Origin of the sequence: Bacillus sp. AFS023182, assembly GCF_002560575.1 — a bacterium.
GTDB classification, from domain to species: Bacteria; Bacillota; Bacilli; order Bacillales; family Bacillaceae_G; genus Bacillus_A; species Bacillus_A arachidis.
Genome location: NZ_NTRO01000042.1, coordinates 16069 through 34062 on the forward strand (window position 1 = coordinate 16069; position 17994 = coordinate 34062).

Sequence of the window (17994 nt, forward strand, 5' to 3'; positions counted from 1 at the left end):
TCCCAAATCTTTAAACATTATATATAACAGGAACAGTGTAGATAGCTCATACTTCGTTTACTAATATTAAATGTTATAAATTCGATCCTAATCGATGCGGGGAGGTCCGCACCGAGTTCGTACTTTTCTTTGATTCATAACACTAAGGTAGGAGTTACTTCGTCATATAGGGATTGTGTTTGTGGGATTCGATTCCTGTTTTGAATATTTCTTAAGTGTTAGGAATGAGTGAAAAGAGCAACGTATATACGTTGCCTTTTTTATTTGTATTTCAACCAGTCGTGTCAAAAAAACATCTGGGGGTAGATAATAATGTCAAAGTTTAATCATTTTTCTCAAGGAAGCCGTCAAACGTATACAAAAGAGGGCGGAACAGCTTATAAAATGTATGATAAAGATAAATTAGTAACGATGGTATTAACATCTTTTTTTAATGAACCTAAATTTTATGGAGACAACAGTGAAGAATTAGTTACTATTGCAAAACAAATCATGGATAGAGACCCTAGATTTGTTGCGAGTTTAGCAGTCTATGCACGTGAAGTGTTTTATATGCGCTCTGTTACACATGTATTAGCAGTGGAACTCGCAAACCACCCTGAAGGTCGTAAATATGCTCGTCAAACAATTTCTCGTATTGCACAGCGTCCTGATGATGTAACAGAAATGATGGCATATCAATTAGGGGTATATGGTCGGGAAAATCCAATCCCAAACTCTTTGAAAAAAGGGTTAGCAGATGCTTTTTCTACATTTGATGAATATCAATTAGCAAAATACAACCGCACAGGGAAAGACGTTACATTGAAAGATGTATTCCGTTTAGTTAGCCCATCTGCAAAAAAAGGAACAGAACGTTACGAACTTTATAAACGTTTATTAGAAAATACACTACAAGTACCATTCACATGGGAAACACAGCTTTCTCAAAAGGGAAACAAAAAAGAAGTATGGGAAGAATTAATTGATAGCGGTAAAGTGGGGTATATGGCCTTACTTCGTAACCTTCGCAATATCGTAAATTCAGGTGCATCAAATATTGATACAGTATATAACATTCTTCGCGATCCTGAGCGAGTAAAAAAATCAAAACAATTACCATTTCGTTTTTTTTCAGCCTATCGTGTTGTACAAGAAAAATTACCACAAGTAGGAAGCGAATTATTAGATGTATTGAATGACGCCATTGAAGCATCTGTTACAAACATGCCGAGATTATCAGGAACAACATTCATGACAGCAGATATCTCAGGCTCTATGACATGTTATCCTGTTTCGAAAGATGGGACTGTTAAATGTGCAGATATTGCTACACTCATGATGGCAATGGCACACTCCTTCTGTGATAATTCGATTACATCTGTATTCGCAACTGATTTCAAAGCGATAAATGTTTCTACCCGTTCTGGTATTTTAGAGAACATGAACACATTTTTATCAGAAGTTAATAAACATGGATATGGAACAAACTTACATCTTTCTATCAAATATCTATTAGATAACAAAATCAAAGTTGACCGTATTCTTGTCTTCTCTGATGAGCAAGTGTATGGAGATAGGTATGGAGGCAATTCTTCACAAATTCTTCTTGAAACATATCGTCATGAAATGAATCCTGATGTTTGGGTTCACTCTTTCAATTTGAATAGTTACGGTAACCAACAATTCGTAGGAGAGAAAACAAATTTAATCGGTGGCTGGAGTGAAAAATGTTTGGACTTCATTCATTATGCAGAAGAAGGAACAGGTTCCCTTATTTCAGCTATCGAAAATTATCAATAATTTTTGTTACATTCCTTTCGTTTAGAAGACGGAATAATTGGAATAGTGGCAGGTCCAGTTAACGATGATGCAATAAAAAGAAATTCATAATCTTTATCTTAAGGAACCGATGAGTTTCTAAATTAAAGCAGGTTTACCTGGAGCTACTTCTCTATTTTTATGATTTGAGCCGTTAGCTAATCTTGGTGAGGATAGATCAACTACAAAAGTAACTGGATAGTAACAAACAATGAATGGCCTACTGATAAGATGAAACTAGTTTATGAAATTCTATTAAAACATGCTGTCAATTCCAGTATTAAGGAGGTTGAATATGAAAAAAAATAACAGTGAGTATGGTGGTTTTGTCGTTTCAAAAAATATTCTTGCTGGAAAACCAGTTAGATATTCATTTAGAGAAAAAGGTTCTATCCCGCAATTAAATGGCTGGAATTTGTATTCTATAGATGATACCGATGAATATGTGAATCATGCGGAAAATTTTATCATCTTAAATGCGGAATCTATTTTTAAAATTGCTCCTGTAATGTTTGAGATTTTTGCAGCTCCTTATGGAACGGATCTATGCTGGTTATATGAAGAAGGAGTTCATATAGGATTTTATGATTTAGTCGCTGATAAAGAAGTGACAATTAATGAAGTTATCAAACAAAATTAATTTTTTCATGCAGTACTATTTTAGAAGTTCTTCAGCAGATGACAATAAAAGAAGCCCCTTATAAGCCCCTAATAAACCCCTGCCAAGTAATAAATCATTAAATAAACAAAAGAAAAAACAACTACAAGAACTACTACAAAAAAATAAAAAAGTAACATTCTAGTACTAGTAAAAATTATAAAATAAATTCACCAAATTCCTGCCTGCAATCCTATATATAGAAGGAGTACCAATTCTATATTTACCATTAAAGGATGGGAGGAAGAAATATGGGAGTATACCGGAGTGTACAGGTGAATTTTTGGCAAGATGAGTTTGTGCTGGATTTAACGCCAGAGGAGCGCTATTTTTATATGTATTTGCTGACATGTTCGAAAACGAGACAATGCGGAATTTACCCACTGCCACTCCGTTTGGTAGAGATGGAAACGGGGTATAATCGTGAAACGGTTGAGAAGTTGTTGCAGCGGTTTATTGCGTATGGAAAGATCTTATTTGATGCGAAAACGAAGGAATTATATATTTTGAACTGGTTACGTTATAACCCAATTACGAATACAAACATAGAAAAGTGTGTGTTACGTGAGTTAAAGACTGTGAAAAATAAAGAGCTTGTACATATGTTTCTTCAAAGATGCCTCGAGGAAGAGTTGAATATTCCGTTATTGCTAGAGCATTTCGGAATGCCTGTTGAAGCATCTGATATGATTCCGCAAGAAGTTGTTCAAGAATGTGCAGTGAATGAGGTAGAAGAAGAAATAGAAATAGAAGAAGTGAATCCAGGTAGTAGTGTATACACATTTTATGAACAAAATTTCGGTAGTTTGTCATCATATGCAGCGAAGGAATTAAGTGAATGGATTACAGATTTGTCGGAGGAGCTTGTACTAAAGGCACTTCAGATTGCCTATGAAAATAATAAGCGGACGCTTGCTTATGTGAAGGGGATTTTACGAGATTGGCATAGGAAAGGATATACGAAGCTCAGTGAAGTAGAGGGAGCGGCAGTTAAGTTTCGAAAGAAAGAGCCGTCGCTTCTTTATGAAACGGAGAAGTTTTTGGAGGAATGTGAAGAGTGGAAGAAGAATGTACCGTCTGAGGAAAAATTACAGAAGTTCTTGCAAGAGGATGGGTGGCAGCCGTGAGTGTTTAACATATCGAGGCGGAACAAATGGTATTAGAATATTTGCTTTTTGATAGCGAACTGATTGTGGTTTCCATAATGCTAATCAATCATTTGACTTGCAGAAAAATATATGGGTTTCTGATGAGGAGAAGTGGTGGGACTAAAAATCAGAAGATAATTACCTGTTTTTTACTAACTAGTGTATGAAGTGAATAAGGGAATAAAAAGAACACTTAAATTTTCAAAAAGTCCTGTTAAGGTAAATTATTAACATATTACCTTAACAGATATCAATTAAAAAGGTATTAGAAATTATACGTGTATTAAAAAAGTGGATATTGCTAATTCTGAAATAGTTTTATGAGCTATGATTGATTTTCAAATTTAAAGTTTTAGTAAGAGGCGATAACTTGAGTCGGAAATTGAAATTTGAAACTTTTAAATATTTTCTTGAATGCTATTTTAATGTAAGTGCGGATTATGATGAATTGGATAAAATTATTAAAGATTTTAACTTGGTTGAAAATATGGAGTATCGTAAAAAACTTCGGACAGAGTTAAAGCAAATTTTGCACCTAGAGAATTGGGATATGGTTTAGGGATTCGTTAAAAAATATGGTATGAGAAAGATGAATGAAGAGAAACTAAAATGGTTAATTCAGAGCGTTTTGGATAATTTAGAATTGAATTAAATATATTATAAAGTGATCAAAATTTGGCATCATCTTTTGCTAGCCTTTTTTATTTCGGAGTCAGAATATGAATATTTTCTAAAATACGAAACAGAGAAATTTGAGAAATTATTAGAAGAGAATCATGTGGATCCTTTTCATGTTAGCAGGGAACCTATAAATTGAGAGTTAGCTAGTTTCGATAAAAGTCTATTATGGTTTAAGCGAAATAGTACATTTTATAGAAAAGATAAATTAAAGAACCGAAAAAGCACTTTTCCAAGAGAATGAAAGGGGGGATAAGATGAATGAAAAAGTAACAGTATGGATTGGGAATTTTGAGAGTCACGATGAGCTTATAAACTATACGAATATTAAATATACGGAAGATGGAGATAGTATACCCTCTATATTCGAACGACATTTTAACTTAGGTTATTATGTTCGTGATTTAGTTGAAAAGAAATGGTTTGGCCAATCACCGGTAAATAATATTCAAGATTTATTGAGGGGCTTTTCATATTATGAACAATTTACTGAACAATTTGAGAACAGAAATTTTAATAAAGAATGTAATACAGCAATTCTAGTTTATAATTTTGAATATAACGCCAGAAAAACAAAGATTACATATAAAAATAACGAATTGGAGTGTATTGGTGTTGCTCAATATACTGTAATTTTTGATGATAGGTGGTAAAGACATTAGATTCAATGGAAGAATCGGAATATAATAAACACGAACAAGGACGGAAAGGGATAACTGAATGGAAATAATAAAAGAGTTGGAATTAACGAAATTCATGCAACGAGACAAAGTAGAAAAGGTGCCTAGTAAGATGTTTAGTGATGAGAGATTAAAAGAGTTTTGGAGTTATTATGATTTTTTAAGGCATACTACAATGAATTTAAATGGAAAAGAAGCGAAACATTCGATCATATATAGTACATATTATTGGTATACAAAATATAAGAAAAGATATTTTGAGATTTATGGATATGACGCGGGTATTGAACAAGAAGGGATTTGCTTATTAGAAGAACTTGAAAATGAGTTAGAAGACGGCGTAGATTGGAGCATTATACAGGGAATTGAAGAGAATCTCGTATTTTAGATCCTCTTTGTTTTTGAGTAAATTTAATTTTATGTGTGACTTAACTCATAAAATTGCATACCAATAACCCATAACTTTGCATCAAAATATCGTTTTTAAGGTCTAACATTACAAAATTCCCCTACAAAATAACCCATAAACTTGCAGAAAGTTTATTTTGTAGTCATTCATTTTGGGGTTTTTATGATAAAATTTACATATATATGGAAGGTGGAAGGCTATGAAAAAATTTTCTCGAACAGGAAAAATATTATTAGGTTTTGGAGCAATTCAAGTGTTTTGGGGACTTGTAATGCTTAATGTAATTAATGGAATTAATTTATTTGAGCATACAAGTGAAATGGTAAAATATAGTATTCTAATTACTGGAATAGTTTGTTGCATTGCATCTAACTTTTTTAAAGAACCTAAGAATTGTACTAATAAGTGAGTTAATGTTAACTTATTGGAAGCATAAACCTGCATTTTATGCAAAGTTATGCTTCCTGTTATATTATGCGTTAATTTGAATGAAAGTCACGATGCTTGCAAAAAAGATACAATGCTTCACTCATTTGGTATATTTTTTGAATTATTATATAATAATGACAACTTTAAGTCGTTAGGCTTATTTCAACTGCTAGCAGTAGCGAGCATTGGAACTTGTTGTTTATATAAACTAGCTCAATCACGTTAAAGTAGGAGGGGATTAAGTGATTACATTAAAACCGATGAATAAAGAAGAATTTCAACTATACATTTCTGGTGCAATTGAGAACTATGCAAAAAACAAAGTTACTTCAGGAAACTGGAGTGAAGATGAGGCAATCAATCTATCTAAAAAAGAATTTTCTAGACTGTTACCTAAAGATGAGAAATCTGAGCTGAATTACTTGTACTCTATTTTTCAAGACCAACAACTAGTCGGAATGATTTGGATTGCAAAAACATCAACTACAAATCCAGATCAAGGCTATATTTTTGATTTTATAATCTATGAGCCACACCGAGGAAAAGGGTATGGTAAGCAAGTAATGAAAGAAATTGAAATTATTGCTAAAGAATTAGGAATGAATAAAATTGGTCTTCATGTTTTTGGTCATAACACAGTTGCACGTGGGTTATATGAAAAGTTGGGTTATGAAATTACAAATATAAATATGATGAAGGTCATTTAAGAAAGATACTGGATAGTGTGTCAAAGTAACTTTATATACAATAGGTAGCTTGCATTGAATAATTTGAATCTGAAAATAATCAATCTTTTTTATAAAAACTTCTATCTAACTGAAATACAAAATGCTCATTACAAGGAGGGTAGTAGAGTTGGTTACCGTGAGTTTAGTAGTGCGTCATAATTCGAATTCTAATAAGTATCTCCCTTTGATTAGAAAAAAAACATCTAAATCGATAAGTGAAATCAAACAAAATATGAAAACAGAAAAGCCTGTAATGGAATGTAACTACAGTGATGCAGATCAATTGAAATCTTTGGTGAGATTTGCTGAGGAATTACTTTCAATGGGAGCAAGTATAAAACTTTATGAAGAGGAAGAATTGATTACACTTGAGATGGTAAGAAATTTAATTGAGACTATAGAAGGGGTTGCAAAAGACAGGGGGGCAATCGACAATGTAAAGTTTGGAGATGATTCTGATGAATAGTAGTCCCGAAATAAATAAAACTAGCAAATTTCATTTTGCTAGTTTTTATTTGTCTTTATTAATGTGAACGACAAATCGCGTGTAATTTCTCAGCAAATTCTTTATGATGACTTGTGTTATAGCCTCCATGATGTCCAGGGAATTCTACGATATCTGTTCCTAGTTGTTCTGTTAATGCGACTGCGCAGCGGTAAGCGAAAAAGTCCCGTGAATCACTTCCTCCTGCTGGAAGCACCTGCATCGATGAAGATTTTAATGCAGTTTGCAAGGCATCGATATCTAGTGAATGGTCGAGAACGCCTGGAATTTCATACTCAACGAAATACGTTGAATTACTAAGCATTCGCTTTGCTTGCACATCTTTCGGTTGTTTTTGATTGTTAGTGTCCGCTCGTGCATTTGATAATAACTTTATGACCTCTTTTTTATGATTTTTCTTAAGGTCTTCCATGAATTTTCTAGCCTGCACCTGCTCATCACCGAATAAAATTTGCAATAAGATGGGTTCGTGAGGGATTAGTAGCTTTATTTGCCTTGGGTGGCGTATGCACAGATCAAGTCCGATAACAGCACCAGAGCTGCTTCCAAATACGTATGCCGGTTCATGGGTCAGTTTAGTTAGCAGGTGGTGAGCATCGTCGCTATGTGTTTCCACGCAGTAATCTTCAGTTTGATTGGTAAGCTTACTGCGGGAATGGCCACGGCGGTCGTAGGTAACAACTGTATACCAATTAGCAAGATGATTAGCGACCTTAAGAAATTTATCAGCGTCACCACCACCGCCATGGATCATTAGAAGTACAGGTCCTTTTCCTCTGATTTCATAGTAAAGACTCGCTCCAGGCACTTGCAATGTTCCGTTCTTCACTACAGTCATTTGTGAAATCTCTCCTTTCTTCTCATCTATCATAAAAAAATGAAAAAGGGCTTCCATTTTTATCGCTTTTAACTATAATCGGTAGTCCTCTATACTTTATATGATTGGCAAATGTTATAAAATGCAGGAATTAACTAAGAAACAAAGTCACCATAGTTTACAGTTACGCTCAAATTGTTGTTTTGAAATCATGTGGGATTAAAAATACCTCAAAACTAAAATTTTATCTCTCCACAGTTATTTATGAGCATTTAATGTATGTTTCGCTTTTGGAACAACGAATTTCTTATATGAGATTTTTATTATAGTTGTATGTTTTGAAGATTAGTTATGGTGATATAGATATATTTTCCTATTCATACCTTATTTTTGGTAGAATAGAAAAAATAGGGTATGAAATGGAGTTGGGCATCGTGATTTATGATAAAGCAAAGTACTATTTTGATGATCTTCCAGAGGATTTGCCAATTGAACAAGCATATGTACATACTGGTATGTTTCTTGGATGGATTATTGAAAATCATTTATTTAGTAAAGCGTTTGAAGAAAAATCTCGAGATGATATTAATAAATTTAATCTTAGACAAATGACTGGCACGCAAATCTATATAAAATGGGGTGGTGTGCTTGCAGATGACATGTTAAATGATGAGGGTAATCAATTTGCAATGTATTACTTTAATAGTGATAATGATTGGAAATATCTATATGATTATAGGGATGTTTTTGTAGATGCAGGCGAGACACTTTATCATGCACAAGATACTTGGGAAAACTATTTTGAATTAAAAGAAGAGGTTGATTATAGCTATCTCAATTGGAAAAATAACATACGGAAACTGTAACAACGTATTATCGAAAAAATTTACCGCTTAAAGTTAAAGAAATAGAGGGAAATAACGATCTTTAAGATTAGTCGTTGTTTCCCTTTTGGTATAACCGTTTATTTTTTTAAAATAGGTTTTGTTTACATGTTAACAATATGTACATAGGGTAAAAACAGAAAATTAATAATATATTGACCTCTTTATAGTTCGTGCTATAAAATTGAAAGCGATAACAAACGTTTTCTTTAGAATGTTTTCCATGATCTTTTGATATCTAGAGATATAAGGAGGAATAAGTAAGTCTTTTTTTGATATTTAATGCAAACGTTTTCGTTGATTTCTTATCCCTTTCTACCTTTGATTTTTCTACCAAAAGATCATTGGAAATAAGTATAAACATTCAATATGGAGGTGGTATAAAAGCGATTTCTAGATTAACTTATGCAGTGTTACTCATAATGAATGGTTCATAATATTGTAAGAAAGGGTGAATGGAGTGTATATGACAAAAAGATTAATAAACAAGACGTTTTTATTACTTACTGTAATTGCTATGCTATTATCTGGTTTTTCTTTTCAGAGTGTACAAGCAGAATCAAATGCGAAAACAACGGAAATTATCATTCATTATAAGGAGAAGGTTGGAAATGCAAAGGATTGGAACCTTTGGATGTGGACCGAAAATGCGAGTGGCAGGTTCTATGAATTTACTGGGGAAGATGAGTTTGGTAAGTATGCTAAAGTAAAAATAGATGGTGATTATAATCGTGTTGGATTTATAGTTCGTACGAATGAATGGGAAAAAGACGGTGGTGATCGTTGGATTGAAAATATTAAGGATGGTCGTGCTGAAGTATGGGTTCTTTCGGGCGATGATAAAGTATATGATTCTAAGCCATCTTCTGAACTTGCTATTCAGAAAGCGACCATTGATAGCTTCAATGAAATCACTATGACTACCAATGTTCCATTCAATATTAAGGAGCATAAAATTGAAATTGACGGCGTTAACATTGAGAAAGTTAATCCTTATGACACAAATAATGGAGATATTACCAATAAGGTTAAAATCATTACAGAAAAGAATCTTGACTTGAAAAAAACATACAAAATCAAAATGGGAAATTCCATTGAAGCTAATACTGAAATTGGTAAAGTAATCCGTAGCGAGGAATTTGATCATTTATTTTATTATGATGGCAATGATTTAGGGAATATTTATACGCCACAGGAAACCAAGTTTCGTTTGTGGGCTCCCACTGCGAGCGAGGCAAAGTTGGTTACTTATAAAAAATGGAATGATGAAAAAGGTACTGAAATAAGCATGGATCAAGGTGAAAAAGGAACTTGGACTGCAAAACTTACAGGTGATCAAAAAGGTCTTTTTTATACATATAAGGTGAAGATTGGGGACAAATGGACTGAGGCCGTTGATCCATATGTGCGTGCTGCTTCTGTGAATGGTGATAAAGGTGCAGTCGTTGATTTAAAAGAAACAAATCCGAAAAATTGGAAGGGGAATAAAAAGCCGAAATTTAAAAACCCGGAAGATGCTATTATTTATGAGTTGCAAGTGCGTGATCTTTCCATTCAACCTGAAAGTGGTATTAAAAATAAAGGAAAATATCTTGGTGTAACAGAAAAAGGAACGAGGGGACCAGAAGGCGTAAAAACAGGTCTTGATCATATTAAAGATCTTGGTGTTACTCATGTTCAGTTTTTACCGATATTTGATTATGCTTCAGTAAATGAAGAAAAATTAAACGAACCACAATATAACTGGGGATATGATCCGAAAAATTACAACGTACCAGAAGGCTCATACTCTACTAATCCTTATGAGCCGACTGTTCGAATTACTGAATTAAAGCAGATGATTCAAACACTTCATGATAATAATCTTCGTGTTGTAATGGACGTTGTGTATAATCATATGTACAGTGCGGCTGAATCTAATTTCCACAAGTTAGTTCCAGGGTATTATTATCGTTACAATGAGGATGGCTCATTCGCAAATGGAACAGGTGTAGGGAATGATACAGCTTCTGAACGAAAGATGATGAGGAAATTTATGATAGATTCCGTCGTGTACTGGGCGAAAGAGTATAATTTAGATGGTTTCCGTTTTGATTTGATGGGTATTCATGATGTTGAAACAATGAATGCGATACGTAAAGCGGTTCATCAAATTGATCCTTCTATTATTCTTCATGGAGAAGGTTGGGATTTAAATACGCCTCTTGCGCCTGAGTTAAAGGCGAATCAAAAAAATGCGGAGAAAATGAACGGAATCGCTCATTTTAATGACGATATTCGTGACGGATTGAAAGGCAGCGTATTTGGAGATAAGGATAATGGTTTTGTGAACGGAATGCAAAACATGGAAGAACGCATAAAAAAAGGAATTACGGCTGGTCTTGATTATGATAAAAAGGTGTCTACTTATCAGGATCCTGAACAAGTACTGACATATGTTGAAGCACATGATAACCATACATTATGGGATAAGCTTGAGTTGACGAATCCTGGCGATAGTGAAGAAGTACGTAAACAAATGCATAAGTTGTCTTCTTCTATCATATTAACATCGCAAGGGGTTCCATTCTTGCATGCAGGGCAAGAGTTCATGCGTACAAAATATGGTGACCATAATAGCTACAAATCTCCTGATTCGATTAACCAGATGGATTGGGTGCGCCGTGCAGCATTTGATAAAGAAGTTGAGTATATGAAAGGGTTAATTGAGCTACGTAACAAGTATTCAGCTTTTCGCATGATAACTGCTGAACAAATTAAAAAACATGTAACGTTCATGGATGCGCCAAAAAATGTTGTAGCTTACACAATTGATAGCAAAGAAAATAAAAATGAATATTTTGTTGTAGCTCACAATGCAAATAGAGAAGCTATGGAAATAAATCTTCCATCAAAAGGTCCTTGGAAAGTGCTAGTAGATGGTGAACATGCAGGAAGTAAAGTGCTGTATGTATTCCATGATAATAAGATGAAGGTTCCTGCATTAAGTTCATTTGTTTTAAAAACAGAGAAACCGATTAAATAAGAATAGAGGATGTAAAAGGAAATCTTGCTTGAAACTAACATTACCTACATCACAGGAGTGCAAAAGGTTATTTAGTTATAGGCTATAAAGTAAAAGGTAGAAACACTCATACTCCTATTAATAAATTAAATCCGAATATGATAATATAAATCATGGAAAAAAGATGAAAAATTGTAGAAAATATACTAAACTGAAGAGGGGAAAGTTTTTATTAAACGGACAACATTTTAAGGGGAGTTTGAGATGAGTATAAAAGTAATAAGGGCAACAGGAATGATGGGCGGAGCTACAAGAGTAGCTTTAAAAGTAGATAATGAAGTGGTAATGAAATTAGAAAATAATGAAGAGTATACGCTTCCTTCTGATGTAAAAGAAGCAAAGCTAAAAGCAAATCAATTGTTTTTTGGAAGTAAAGAAAAGCAAGTGAAAAGTGGCGATATAGTCGAAATTAAGATTAATGGTCTAGCGATGTTATTGTGTATGGTATCGGTAATAGCAGTATTATTTGGTTCAAAGATTGATCCTAATGTTATTTGGTTTGGTGTAATTGGCTGTTTGGTAACGCTTGTCTATTCATTAAATAATTGGTTCACGTTAGAAGTTAAATAATAGGAAACAGCAGAGATATTATAAACTCTGCTGTTTTTTTACACCATAATTGTTTACATGTGTTTCGTATTCTAGTAACTAGTGAGTATCAATGTCTAAGATAGTGACTGACACCTGAGCAATGCCAGCACGAGCTGATTAGTCATACTTCCGAAAACACCCTAATAATCAGAGTCAAGAAAACCCATTAGTTCTTTGAATTTCATTAACTTTTGCCAATTAGAATAGGGCACTTCCATCCAATTAGCAATTTCGTCCCCTACGATTTCTCGAATTAGAGCAGGAATAATGTTATCAAACATCTCACCCAGAATTATCAAAACAATACCTGGAATTTTTATTTTATTCATATCAAATCTTGCTTTAGCAGAACATGTTCGAAAAAAGCTTATGTTAGATTTACGTAGAATCCCCATCATGATTGTTATTAATGAGTGTATACAAAATGAAGGGTTTGCCAAAGTATTCTATATTGCAACACAAAACGGTATTCAACAAGCATATCTACCATTTTTGGAATAACACGAGCTGCGTTTGGTAATTATACTAGACGCGGCTTTTCGTATTTTTTCTCATATTATCGTTGACTCTCCCTTAAGGGGAGACATTACTATTATAATAAGGCATTCGCAATAAAATACGAAATTAAATTATATTTATATAAAAGGGAGCTTGAAAATATGAATAAGGTAATATATAGAGATTTAGTCAAAGAAGATTACGAGTCTATTAAAAAATTGATTGGCGAAGCATTTGGCTTCAATGAAATCATAAAGGATAAAAAATTCTTAGATTCAGTATTAAACATCTATCTACAAAGTTGTATTTTAGGAAGTTCATTTAGCAAAGTAGCAGAAAGAAACAATAAGATTATTGGTGTTATTTTGGGCGATTCAACAAAAGACAAAAATCGTTTAAGAAAAGCTCATAATACGTTCAGTTATGCCTATAACATGCTTAAAATGTTCATAGCCAATAAGGAGAATAAACAATTCATGAAAGAATTTGTAAAAGTTCAAGATGCATATAAAGAACTTATCTATGGAAAAGAAGATGATTTTCAAGGTTGTATACAATTATTCATTGTATCGGGGGAATCCAGAGGTCTTGGAGTTGGAAAGACTCTAATGAACCATTTGTTTAATTATATGGAAAGTATGGATGTAAAATCTTTATATTTATATACAGATGCTAAATGTAACTATGGATTTTATGACAATCAAAACTTTGAACGTATAAATGAAAAGGAAATTTACTTTGATTCAATGAAGGCAAAATTTAATGTGTTTTTATACTGTTATGATTTTTAACTATTAGTAAAAACCGTATCTCTTATTTGTGATACGGTTTTCCGCTTTTTACTATCCAGCAAAGAGCCTTCTTGAGTATTATCGTAATCAACCTAATAAGTTATTCGCTTTTTATTTTTATGATTGGGTGGAACTTCTGTTTTTTAATTATTGTGCAGAGTAAAGGTTTATGCTGCTTTGGAACTACTCAGCATTGAAATGCCTAGATTCTTATGAGGACTAGTGTAACCACTGGTTGTTGTACGTGATTAATACTGTAGAAAAAAGGAGAAAACAATATGGAATGGGTTTATGAATTATTTCAGCAGTACGGCTACTATGTAGTACTTGTTGGAACACTGTTAGAATATATTGCATTTCCGTTCCCAGGAGAGCCAACACTAGCATATGCAGGCTTCTTGGCACATAAAGGAGATTTACAATTACCACTTTTAATTATTTTATCCTTTATTGGTACAAGTGTAGGGATGACAATTCAATACTTTTTAGGGAATAAACTTGGTATGCCTTTTATACAGAAATATGGGAAATATGTATTTTTAACACAAAGAAAAATTGGTTTAACGAGAATGTGGTTTGATAAATATGGATATTTCCTTATCTTTATTGGATTCTTCATCCCAGGTGTACGTCATTTTACTGGATACTTTGCAGGTATTATTAATTTACCGTTCCGTCGTTTTGCCATAACGATCTACGCCGGTGCTCTATTTTGGGTATCTTTCTTTTTAATTGGTGGCTATTGGTTAGGAGGAAAATCACATGTTATATTTGCGGTGCTCGGACAGCACATTGGGAAAATTATCTTCGGAGTGGTTATCATTGTAGCCATTACGCTAGGTATTCGTTTTCGAAAAAAATTAAAGCGTGTGTTTGTATAAAGTATAAATTAATACGAAATTCACTCTGATCAAAATCAAAAAGAATCATTTACCGAGTATTTGAAGGTAAAGTATAAGGGATGTCTATTGGTACTCTTGTCCATCATTATTTACAGTACTCCAACAGAAGTCCCCTTCCTCAAGTACGTGTAGGGCGTAGATCAGGAATCATTCAATGAAATTGTTGTACCGTATTTCCTCCTAATTGATAGAAAAATTCTAAATGAGTTTTAATCGAATTTTTTAAGTGAACTTTATTTCAAAGCTACAGTCAGAGCAACTTTTCCTTTATCAACACCTATTACAACTTTTCCTGCTCCAGATAGAATTAGAGTAGGGAATTGAATGAGATGTAATAGAGAAGTATGAACAGGAAATTTTGCTTTTTTCATCATTAATAACATTTTTTTGTCTATTGAAAATGAATCGCGTAGTATTTGTTGCGTGTACGGTTCATGTTTGTAAAATTTCATCATTAAATACCCGTTCCTACTCACCTTGTTCTTTTATTTATTATCAATAGAGAGAAAAGAAAGAAGATGATGCTGTTGGCTTCAATCGAAGTAGAATACGTAACATTGTTATGCCTTCTTCGTTATTGATGCGAATATAATTAAACTTATAAATGGCTTTGTTTAAAATGCATTGTAAGGAACTTTTGCTAGTATGATATAAGCCTCTCTAAGAAAAATGTCGAAATTAAGAGAAAATTGAATAATTTTGTCTTGTTATACGTTATGTTTAGTGTTAAACTCATAATACAAAGAAAGAGTAGCTGAAAATATCCTCCTTTAAATATAAAAAAGACTGAAAATTTAGTTTTTTATCTGATTGACATTACGCTTACTACTCTTTCTTTGTTTTATATAATATCTAGCATTATATACAAATAGTGAGGTGACTAAGATGTAATTATTAATTATTTGGTAGAAGTAGAGAACGTGTATTTTGTTATTCTGATGACACCTTTATTACTTAAGTGCACATGTATTACAGCTATTTATAAATGGCCTATATGCCATTGTACCGACCAAGCAATGTGAAATCTGGTTTTATGGAAATAAAGAAATAAGCAACTACAATTAATTATGAATCTTGTCGTCATGCTGAGAATTTAATTGAAGATCCGGTATAGCGAGATTTAACCAAGAAGTTTATACGTCATGTAAGTTGTGAATAAAATACGAAATTCATAAGCTGAGACAGATTGAGGATGTTACCGTTCATTTTCTTAAAAAGCATAAGCCAACGTAATTACAACCTGGAAAATGATTTGAAAGATTTACATGAGTAAACAAGGTTACTAGGGATTTGTAATTTTCACTATGTGAATCAAGGGTTCGGTAGGGGGGATGGCGCAAGCATTTAAGAATGATATTTCAGTGTATGTAGGAAGGAGTATAAAATAAGAAGTATATTCAAAATATCGTATTTATGTTTGGTTTCTTTAATTACAAAATCAGTTATAAAAGTTACAAAAGCTATTTTTATTTTCAAAGTAGTCATATATTACGGAGGAGAGCATAAAAAATGCCTTTAGGAGGGGGCAAAAGGTTCTGGTAAATAAAATTGTGAATCATTAAAAAGGTGCTATCAAACTTGGACATACTGATGTTATGAATCTGAAAACAATGGAAAGTAGTATGAATAAACCAATAGCATTGGGATGAAAACATTATTAATCAGGAATTTATGCTCACCATGAGATGGTAGATATGATACAACATAAGATTCCGAGACTTGATAGGGATGATGAAAAAATGTAATTTAGACAGTTACAATAATATCAACAATTGTTAAATTTGTAAATAGTAAACTTAGTGAAATTAGTGTTGCATTAGAAAAAATGAAGGTTAATGGAGAGCAGAGGAATCGTTTTAGAAACCTGTTTTCAAGTTTTTAAGTTTATAACAGTTAAAAAAGAAGAAATGTCATCATCCTATTAAGTCATTGTCATTACATATTCATATTAGAAGCCATCTAATAATAATTGATAGGAGAATGACATGATAAAAAGAGTAACTTCGATTTTTTCGATTTTAATGATTTTTATGTTTACTATAGGTCAGAGTTTGGTGCCTATAATAGTAAGTGCACAAGAATTAAATAAAACAGGGTTAGTTGATAGTTTTACATTCGATAAAAAGGAATTAAATTACGGAGAACGAACAGGAATAAGAGTAACGTTTAGTGATAAATCTGGAAATCAAATGAAAGCTGGAGACACACTAACACTAACGTTACCTTCAGAATTGCAAGGATATAGTAGGACCATTGCATTAAATAATGATGCAGGTGTTAATTTTGGTACTTGCCAGATAGCTACAACTAATGTGGTTTGTACATTTAATGATACAGTTGAGAAACTTCAAAACATTAGAGGGCATTTTAATTTTGAAATTAAAGCGACTAATAATGTAGGAACGGGACAAACCATAACAGTGGATACTAACTTAGGTACCAGTTTAGCAAATCAAACGGTAACTATTAAAGGTCCAAATGAAGGAACGAGTACAGTACCATTTGCCTACAAAACAGGTTCAATTAATCCAGAAACCCCAAATCAAGTGAACTGGGAGTTGAATGTAAATGGTAACAGTAACAAAGAACAGCTAAGTGATGATATTGTTTTGTCCGATATTTTACAAGCGGGTCAAACACTTAATCAGGATAGCGTTATCTTAATAATTGGAAATGAAAGTTTAACAGCTCAGCAGTTTAGGGATAAAGGTTACGGAACGATTACATTTAATGATAATTCTTTCGAGATTAGGGCTTATAAGGATCACGCAAGTGGTAAGATTCTTAGTATAAGATATAGCTCTACTATAACTGAAAGTGGAATGAACCAAGAGAATTTCTTTAATGATTTTACAGTTAAATATCAAATTCTAAATCAGCAACCGGAATCTTTTTCAAATACGGCTTGGGTTAAGAATATAAATGCGGGTGGCGGTGCCCAAGGTGATTTACCACCAAAAGGAACGTTAAGAATTGTTAAGCATATTGAAGGGAATACGGAAAAATTCATACCTGATGTCTCGTTTAAATTGTATACGGAATCGGGTCAGCAAATTGGAAATACTTATAAAACCGATGAAAAAGGTATTGTTGAGGTTCCTGATTTAGATCCAGGAAATTACTATGTGCAAGAGATTTCAGCTCCAAACTATGTAGATTTCGATCCTCAAGCGAAAGTAAACTTTACAATTGATAGAAATGCTGAAAAAGGTGTAAAGCTTATGGTTCCGAATAAGGTGAAAACTACATCTGTTTCAGGAACGAAGATATGGAATGACAACAACAATAAGTTTGGTAAACGCCCAGAAAGCATAACAGTTCAATTGCTTCAAAATGGTACAGAGTTGAAAACACAAGAAGTGAAAGCTGACCAAGCTGGAAACTGGAATTTTAGCTTCACGGATCTACCAAA

Annotated in this window: 18 protein-coding genes and 1 pseudogene; 16 read left to right on the forward strand and 3 right to left on the reverse strand. The window is 33.0% G+C overall.

The annotated features are described in order from the left end of the window. Positions 1-312: 312 nt before the first annotated feature. From CN288_RS19025 to CN288_RS19065, 9 genes are all read left to right on the forward strand, one after another. Entirely contained in the window at positions 313-1782 is a 1470-nt protein-coding gene (locus tag CN288_RS19025; protein WP_098302853.1) for a TROVE domain-containing protein, read from the forward strand. Between the two features lie 313 nt (positions 1783-2095). Next, on the forward strand, positions 2096-2440 hold the full coding sequence (locus CN288_RS19030; RefSeq protein WP_098302854.1) for a DUF2185 domain-containing protein: 345 nt from the start codon (positions 2096-2098) through the stop codon (positions 2438-2440). Positions 2441-2709: 269 nt separating this feature from the next. Then, positions 2710-3585: a DnaD domain-containing protein gene (locus CN288_RS19035; protein ID WP_098302855.1), complete on the forward strand. Its 876-nt coding sequence runs from the start codon at positions 2710-2712 to the stop codon at positions 3583-3585. A 391-nt stretch (positions 3586-3976) separates the two neighbouring features. After that, positions 3977-4165 (forward strand): hypothetical protein, encoded by a 189-nt coding sequence (locus tag CN288_RS19040; protein WP_255260010.1) that lies wholly within the window; start codon positions 3977-3979, stop codon positions 4163-4165. Positions 4166-4541: 376 nt separating this feature from the next. Beyond that, entirely contained in the window at positions 4542-4937 is a 396-nt protein-coding gene (locus CN288_RS19045; protein ID WP_098302856.1) for an immunity 22 family protein, read from the forward strand. Positions 4938-5004: 67 nt separating this feature from the next. Continuing rightward, positions 5005-5352, forward strand: a complete 348-nt coding sequence (locus CN288_RS19050; protein ID WP_026593196.1) for a hypothetical protein — start codon at positions 5005-5007, stop codon at positions 5350-5352. A 220-nt stretch (positions 5353-5572) separates the two neighbouring features. Next, a complete protein-coding gene (locus tag CN288_RS19055; RefSeq protein ID WP_090690446.1) occupies positions 5573-5782 on the forward strand; it encodes a hypothetical protein in 210 nt (69 codons plus the stop codon). 262 nt (positions 5783-6044) lie between these two features. Then, the gene (locus CN288_RS19060) at positions 6045-6509 is read left to right on the forward strand and encodes a GNAT family N-acetyltransferase (protein ID WP_098302857.1); all 465 of its coding nucleotides are present in this window, start codon (positions 6045-6047) and stop codon (positions 6507-6509) included. Between the two features lie 157 nt (positions 6510-6666). Then, positions 6667-6996 carry a hypothetical protein gene (locus tag CN288_RS19065; protein WP_255260015.1) on the forward strand — a complete coding sequence of 110 codons (330 nt, stop codon included), beginning with the start codon at positions 6667-6669 and terminating at the stop codon, positions 6994-6996. Positions 6997-7054: 58 nt separating this feature from the next. Here the strand turns inward: CN288_RS19065 and CN288_RS19070 are convergent, their stop codons facing one another. Further along, positions 7055-7873: an alpha/beta fold hydrolase gene (locus CN288_RS19070; protein ID WP_098302863.1), complete on the reverse strand. Its 819-nt coding sequence runs from the start codon at positions 7871-7873 to the stop codon at positions 7055-7057. A gap of 398 nt (positions 7874-8271) precedes the next feature. Between CN288_RS19070 and CN288_RS19075 the strand changes: the two genes are divergently transcribed. The 3 genes from CN288_RS19075 to CN288_RS19085 all read left to right on the forward strand — a co-directional run bounded on the left by CN288_RS19075 (position 8272) and on the right by CN288_RS19085 (position 12370). Further along, positions 8272-8718 (forward strand): DUF7832 domain-containing protein, encoded by a 447-nt coding sequence (locus CN288_RS19075; protein WP_176527701.1) that lies wholly within the window; start codon positions 8272-8274, stop codon positions 8716-8718. 478 nt (positions 8719-9196) lie between these two features. Continuing rightward, positions 9197-11761, forward strand: coding sequence for a type I pullulanase (gene pulA / locus CN288_RS19080; protein ID WP_098302858.1), 2565 nt, complete (start codon positions 9197-9199; stop codon positions 11759-11761). A 243-nt stretch (positions 11762-12004) separates the two neighbouring features. Further along, on the forward strand, positions 12005-12370 hold the full coding sequence (locus CN288_RS19085; protein WP_026593203.1) for a hypothetical protein: 366 nt from the start codon (positions 12005-12007) through the stop codon (positions 12368-12370). 161 nt (positions 12371-12531) lie between these two features. Here CN288_RS19085 and CN288_RS28910 read toward each other — a convergent pair whose 3' ends face one another. Continuing rightward, complete coding sequence (locus CN288_RS28910; RefSeq protein ID WP_176527699.1) at positions 12532-12720, reverse strand: hypothetical protein; 189 nt, start codon at positions 12718-12720, stop codon at positions 12532-12534. Here CN288_RS28910 and CN288_RS30085 point away from each other — a divergent pair. The 3 genes and pseudogenes from CN288_RS30085 to CN288_RS19100 all read left to right on the forward strand — a co-directional run. Continuing rightward, positions 12689-12892, forward strand: a pseudogene (locus CN288_RS30085) (hypothetical protein); the annotation flags it as partial. The gene CN288_RS28910 and the pseudogene CN288_RS30085 sit on opposite strands and share 32 nt — an antisense overlap. Positions 12893-13050: 158 nt before the next feature. After that, positions 13051-13680, forward strand: coding sequence for a GNAT family N-acetyltransferase (locus CN288_RS19095; protein WP_098302859.1), 630 nt, complete (start codon positions 13051-13053; stop codon positions 13678-13680). A gap of 278 nt (positions 13681-13958) precedes the next feature. Continuing rightward, positions 13959-14561 carry a DedA family protein gene (locus tag CN288_RS19100; protein ID WP_098302860.1) on the forward strand — a complete coding sequence of 201 codons (603 nt, stop codon included), beginning with the start codon at positions 13959-13961 and terminating at the stop codon, positions 14559-14561. 254 nt (positions 14562-14815) lie between these two features. Here CN288_RS19100 and CN288_RS19105 read toward each other — a convergent pair whose 3' ends face one another. After that, entirely contained in the window at positions 14816-15037 is a 222-nt protein-coding gene (locus CN288_RS19105; protein ID WP_255260012.1) for a hypothetical protein, read from the reverse strand. Between the two features lie 1599 nt (positions 15038-16636). On the opposite strand from CN288_RS19105, the gene CN288_RS19110 reads away from it, so the two are divergent. Continuing rightward, positions 16637-17994, forward strand: a 1358-nt coding sequence (locus tag CN288_RS19110) for a Cna B-type domain-containing protein (RefSeq protein WP_255260013.1), incomplete at its 3' end; no start/stop codon positions are given.

Excerpts from the sequence above, each read along its gene's own strand:
- CN288_RS19025 (WP_098302853.1), top strand. The coding sequence starts at position 313 with ATGTCAAAGTTTAATCATTTTTCTCAAGGAAGCCGTCAAACGTATACA.
- CN288_RS19030 (WP_098302854.1), top strand. The coding sequence starts at position 2,096 with ATGAAAAAAAATAACAGTGAGTATGGTGGTTTTGTCGTTTCAAAAAAT.
- CN288_RS19035 (WP_098302855.1), top strand. The coding sequence starts at position 2,710 with ATGGGAGTATACCGGAGTGTACAGGTGAATTTTTGGCAAGATGAGTTT.
- CN288_RS19045 (WP_098302856.1), top strand. The coding sequence starts at position 4,542 with ATGAATGAAAAAGTAACAGTATGGATTGGGAATTTTGAGAGTCACGAT.
- CN288_RS19050 (WP_026593196.1), top strand. The coding sequence starts at position 5,005 with ATGGAAATAATAAAAGAGTTGGAATTAACGAAATTCATGCAACGAGAC.
- CN288_RS19055 (WP_090690446.1), top strand. The coding sequence starts at position 5,573 with ATGAAAAAATTTTCTCGAACAGGAAAAATATTATTAGGTTTTGGAGCA.
- CN288_RS19070 (WP_098302863.1), bottom strand. The coding sequence starts at position 7,873 with ATGACTGTAGTGAAGAACGGAACATTGCAAGTGCCTGGAGCGAGTCTT.
- CN288_RS19075 (WP_176527701.1), top strand. The coding sequence starts at position 8,272 with ATGGAGTTGGGCATCGTGATTTATGATAAAGCAAAGTACTATTTTGAT.
- CN288_RS19085 (WP_026593203.1), top strand. The coding sequence starts at position 12,005 with ATGAGTATAAAAGTAATAAGGGCAACAGGAATGATGGGCGGAGCTACA.
- CN288_RS28910 (WP_176527699.1), bottom strand. The coding sequence starts at position 12,720 with ATGAATAAAATAAAAATTCCAGGTATTGTTTTGATAATTCTGGGTGAG.
- CN288_RS19095 (WP_098302859.1), top strand. The coding sequence starts at position 13,051 with ATGAATAAGGTAATATATAGAGATTTAGTCAAAGAAGATTACGAGTCT.
- CN288_RS19100 (WP_098302860.1), top strand. The coding sequence starts at position 13,959 with ATGGAATGGGTTTATGAATTATTTCAGCAGTACGGCTACTATGTAGTA.
- CN288_RS19105 (WP_255260012.1), bottom strand. The coding sequence starts at position 15,037 with ATGATGAAATTTTACAAACATGAACCGTACACGCAACAAATACTACGC.